The sequence below is a fragment of the Synergistaceae bacterium genome, assembly GCA_017444345.1.
Lineage (GTDB): Bacteria > Synergistota > Synergistia > Synergistales > Aminobacteriaceae > JAFUXM01.
In genome coordinates this window covers 1-5,282 of sequence record JAFSWW010000028.1, presented here as the reverse complement: position 1 = coordinate 5,282, position 5,282 = coordinate 1, and the positions used below count along the sequence as shown (strand labels likewise).

The following is a 5,282-nucleotide window of genomic DNA, read 5'->3' as shown; positions in this document are numbered from 1 at the left end:
GTTTATTCAAAATGGGGGCACGTAAGCCAGAAGATACAAGGAGCTTCGCATTATGTGCGCACGGAGGAGCAGGCAAAACGAGTCTAGCTGAGGCAATGCTCTTCGACAACGGCAATATAACCCGCATGGGTTCGGTTCAAAACGGTAACACTGTAAGCGATTTCCAATCTGAAGAACAAAAACGCAATATCTCAATCAGTACATCATTAATGACACTTGAGCGCAAGGGCAAAACGTTTTATATTCTTGACGCGCCCGGTTATGCTGATTTCACAGGAGAAATGAGCGCAGCTATCAGAGTCGCTGATACGGCCGTGATTCTTGTAAGTTCAGTCGGCGGCATTGAAGTCCAGACAAGCAAAGCATGGGAGTATTCCGAACATCATAAATCGCCCGTCTCGTTCGTGATTTCGAAAATGGACAGAGAGAACGCAGATTTTGAGAAAGTTTTAGCCGATATTAAATCGCAGTTCACAAATAACGCCCTGCCTGTTTTCCTGCCGATCGGTGCAGCTGATAAATTTTCTGGAGTCGTCGATGTCATAAAGGGTAAAGCCTACACGTATAAACCCGATGGAAGCGGCAAATTTACGGAATGTGAAGTCCCTGCGGATTTAGCTGACGAGTGCGAGTCCTCAAAAGAGGCCTTAATCGAAGCAGCTGTCGAAATGGATGACTCACTCATGGAAAAATATTTGGAGGGTGAGGCAATTTCAGACGAAGATTTTGCGCGGACCCTGAAAAAAGCTATTGCAGCTCGCCGAATTATGCCCGTTGCCGTGTTGTCATCGAGTACTAATATAGGAGTTCAGCAATTTATGGACTTCATAGCCGATTACTTCCCGTCGCCCGTTGATATTGGAGCAGTTGAAGGAGTCGAGCCAAATATTGACGCTCCATTTTCCGCGTTGTGCTTTAAAGTCATGGCCGATGCTTTTGTAGGCAAGCTATCATTTATGCGTGTATATTCGGGCAAATTGTCATCTGAAGGCAGCAATATTTATAATGTCAATCAGGGTGAAGACGAGCGAATAAGTTCATTTAAATTAATGACAGGTAAGGACGGCAAGGACGTTAAAGAAGTAATTGCGGGCGACATTGTAGCGATTCCGAAATTACAGAGCGCAAGAGTCGGTCATACTTTGGCAGTTAAGGGCGGATTCTCCGGCAAATTTTCACCGATTGAATTTCCTAAACCTGTTTACAGCGTCGCAGTTATCGCAAAATCACGAGCCGATGAGGACAAGCTCGGAAATGCTATATCACGTACACTCGAAGAAGATTGCTGCTTGACATTCGAGAAAAATTCAGAGACCCGCGACAATGTTTTATCAGGAATGGGCGACATGCATATTGATATAGTTCTTGCAAAAATGAAGGAACGTTACGGCGTTGAACTCGACACAAAGACTCCTCAAGTGCCTTACCGCGAGACTATACGCAAAATGTCAGAAGCTCAGGGCAAACACAAAAAACAATCCGGCGGACATGGTCAATATGGAGATGTCTATATACGTTACAGGCCTTTGGAGCGCGGAGCAGGCTTTGAATTTATTGACAGTGTTGTCGGCGGTGCAGTGCCTAGAAACTTTATTCCCGCTGTTGAAAAAGGTTTACGCGAATACATGACGGCCGGCCCCTTAGCTGGATTCCCCGTTGTTGATTTCAGCGCAGAATTATATTACGGGTCATATCACGACGTTGACAGCTCGGAAATGTCATTCAAGCTCGCGACCCGTTTGTCATTCAAGAAAGGCATAATGGACGCTAATCCCGTTTTGCTTGAACCCGTTATGGACGTTGAAGTTACTGTACCTGAAAGATTTATGGGCGATGTCATGGGAGATTTTAACTCAAGGCGCGGCCGAATTATGGGCATGGAAGCTCACGGAAAATTACAGGTCGTTAAAGCTCAAGCACCTTTGGCAGAAATGTTCAGATATGCAATTATTTTGCGTTCTATGACTTCAGGTGAAGGGTCTTTCTCGATGGAATATTCACACTATGAGGAAGTCCCGGGCGATATTGCAAAGAAAGTAATTGCCGCTCACAAGAAAGAAGACGAGGACGAAGATTAATCATAAAAGTTGAATAAAGATTCCCTCCTGAGAGATTTATTTATTCAATCAAACGGGAGGGAGTTATTTTCTCGCAAAATTAGCAAAACAAGTCAAGGCAAGAGAGACAAGAAAGACAAGAAAGGAAAAAATTTAATGACTCGCAAAAAAGTTATAATAATCGGAGCAGGCCCGGCAGGACTCACTGCAGGCTACGAAATTTTACGCAGGGGGGGGGGCCTAGATGTTGCAATACTTGAGGAAAGTTTTTACATGGGCGGTATATCAAAAACTGTAAATCACAACGGCAACCGCATGGACATGGGCGGACATAGATTTTTCTCTAAGGTCAAAGAAGTAAATGACTGGTGGCAAAAAATGATGCCTTCTCAGGGAGCTTTGCCATATGATGATAAAATTTTAGGCCGCGAATCAATTATTACAACAGGAGGCCCGGATCCTGAAAAAGTTGACAGAGTTATGTTAAATCGTAACAGGCTCTCACGAATATATTTCAAGCGAAAATTTTTCGATTATCCCATCTCGCTCAAATTCAGCACTATAAAAAATATGGGCTTATTCACGACTATTGCGGCAGGTCTTAGCTATATCAAGAGCGCAATTTTCAAACGCAAAGAAAACTCGCTGGAAGATTTTTATATAAACCGGTTCGGCAAAAAATTATACTCGATGTTCTTTGAGAATTACACCGAAAATTTATGGGGCCGTCATCCGTCAAATATTTCACCTGAATGGGGCGCGCAAAGAGTAAAGGGACTCTCAATCACTGCAATATTACGCGATATATTCTCGAAAATTTTTCACAGCAAAAACCGCAAAGTCGAGACATCATTAATAGAAAATTTTGCTTATCCAAAGTTAGAGCCCGGCCAATTATGGGATATAACAGCGGACGAAATTATTAAGCTCGGCGGGAGAATTATCACGGGGGCTCATGTTACAGGCTTTAATAAGTCAGGCAATAAAATAGAGTCCGTAATTTACGAGAAGGATAATAAAATTTTTAGTGAAAATTGTGATATAGTGATCTCGTCAATGCCTATAAAAGATTTAATTTCAGGAATGAATGACGTTCCCGAACGTATAAAATTTATAGCATCAGGACTCCCATATAGAGATTATATGACAGCAGGCCTGCTTGTGAAGTCCCTTGCTCTGAAAAATGAGACGACAATAAAAACTATCGGAAATATTATTCCTGATAATTGGATATATGTTCATGATAAAAGCGTAAAATTAGGCCGCATTCAAGTATTTAATAACTGGTCGCCCTACATGGTCAAAGACTTAAATAATACTGTCTGGCTAGGACTTGAATATTTCTGTTCTGAGGGCGATTCTTACTGGACAATGAACGACGATGATTTTACGAGGCTTGCTGCTGAAGAAATTATTAAAATCGGCATGATTAAATCTCATGATGATGTAATTGACTCGCATATCGAACGCGTTAAGAAAGCCTACCCGGCATATTTTGATACGTATGAACATATTGACGAGCTTAGAAAATATCTTGACTCTATACAAAATCTGTATTGCATAGGGCGCAACGGTCAGCACAGATATAATAATATAGATCACTCAATGTGTACTGCGTTTGAGGCCGTCAAAAATATTTTTTCAGGAAATAATGACAAGTCCAATATATGGAACGTCAACACGGAAAAAGAATATCACGAGAGCAAATAAATTTATTCCCTCCTGAAAGAATTTATTTATTCAAACGGGAGGGAGTTTTTTGCGTATTCTCATAAGAAGAAATAACGAATCACGAATAACAAGCCGACTAATGCAATACCCAGCAGCCCAAAGAAAAATATATTTTCAAGCATATGACTCGCCCGTTCTTGACTGATCATATTTCGCGGATCTTCTTTGATTTTCATGCGTATATCTTTAGTTATATTAATAAATCCCCGAATCTGGTCATTTACCCGCACATAAATTAAAGTCTTGCCTTCAGTGCGTTTGACTTCTTCAACCGGGAATAATGGCTGCATGTCGTTTTCTTCAAGAAATTTGCGTACAAGTGCGCTCGCTCCGTCGCCTTCTATAACGACTTCTATAATATCACCGGGCACTATTTCAGATGATGGCTTGCCTTTCACCGGGTCAACTACTGCCGAGCATTTTATTAGGGTGCCTTCAAATTCGCCGTCTTTCTTGTTTAATTTGTCGTCATTGCCGTTATATGCCTGCTCCTTTGCTTCCTTCTCGCGCTGTTCCTTTGCGATTTCGTCTGCAGAGGGTGCAAGAGGCTTTAACACTTTTGCTCGTTCTAAATCAGCTCTTGAAACCGGCTCGGCATCTATTGAGGCACTGAATACGCACTGTGTAGTAGTCTCGAAATTTCTGCGTAAAATACTCTCAAGTTGACGCAATTTAACTTTTGTGTAATTCTCGAATAATTTGCGCTTTTCTGAGATCGGTAATAATTCCTTTAATTGTTCCTGTAATTTCGTCCCCCAGTCCTTATCGAGCGGCCCGAGTTGAGTAAATTTCTTGACAAAGCTGCGCCAATCTTTAGCGGGTTCGATTAATGCATTACTCGCATAGGGTTTAGCAAGCCAGAATACTTGAAATACTGTTTTGCCCGTCTGACCTTCAAATATTGTGCAGAAAGCTCCGCCCATGTCTCCCCGACTCGGTGCAAATGTGAATTTCAACGCAAGAAAGCCCGGAACGTTTTTCGCGGCTTGTTCGGGCTGATCTGATTCGGGAATAAATGAGGCTGTCTCTTCTGCGAGTTCCTGAAAATCTGTTAATAAATTATTTGCGGCCATGATTATTTAACGGGCTGAATAAGTTTTTGAACTCCAAGATTTGCCGCGCTGTATTTCTCCTGAAATTAACTCAAGATAACGACTCATGCATTCCGGGCAGCGTCTGTCAGGTGAGGCCGAGTCTATCTCAAAAATTTTTTTGCATTCTAAACATTTAAATTTAGCCATAATATTTTATTCCTCCGTGAAACATGAAATATATAAACTGTAAAAATTTTAGCAGATTTAGTGATTATATATTCACGTGAGATTTACATAATTTGTTATAAGCATGAGCAGTGAAGGGACATTTATTTTTCACAAGTAAATAATTAATTTATTCTCCCGCATTTAGTGAGTCCCTCCCACCCGCCCGCCCAAGATAATTTATTCCCCGCCGCAATGTATAAAAAATTTTTTCGCTCATATTTGCCTGCATAAT

The 5,282-nt window shown here is 41.4% G+C and carries 4 protein-coding genes; 2 read left to right on the top strand and 2 right to left on the bottom strand.

All coding sequences use genetic code 11. The features are described from left to right. Window positions 1–11 precede the first annotated feature (11 nt). Both fusA and IJS99_01710 read left to right on the top strand, forming a co-directional pair. Window positions 12–2,078 carry an elongation factor G gene (fusA, locus tag IJS99_01715; protein ID MBQ7560537.1) on the top strand — a complete coding sequence of 689 codons (2,067 nt, stop codon included), beginning with the start codon at window positions 12–14 and terminating at the stop codon, window positions 2,076–2,078. A 9-nt stretch (window positions 2,079–2,087) separates the two neighbouring features. After that, complete coding sequence (locus IJS99_01710) at window positions 2,088–3,767, top strand: NAD(P)/FAD-dependent oxidoreductase (GenBank protein ID MBQ7560536.1); 1,680 nt, start codon at window positions 2,088–2,090, stop codon at window positions 3,765–3,767. A 59-nt stretch (window positions 3,768–3,826) separates the two neighbouring features. On the opposite strand, the gene IJS99_01705 is transcribed toward IJS99_01710, so the two are convergent. Both IJS99_01705 and IJS99_01700 read right to left on the bottom strand, forming a co-directional pair. Next, window positions 3,827–4,861 (bottom strand): hypothetical protein, encoded by a 1,035-nt coding sequence (locus IJS99_01705; protein MBQ7560535.1) that lies wholly within the window; start codon window positions 4,859–4,861, stop codon window positions 3,827–3,829. Window positions 4,862–4,867: 6 nt separating this feature from the next. Then, window positions 4,868–5,029 carry a hydrogenase expression protein HypA/HybF gene (locus tag IJS99_01700; protein MBQ7560534.1) on the bottom strand — a complete coding sequence of 54 codons (162 nt, stop codon included), beginning with the start codon at window positions 5,027–5,029 and terminating at the stop codon, window positions 4,868–4,870. Between the last annotated feature and the right edge of the window lie 253 nt (window positions 5,030–5,282).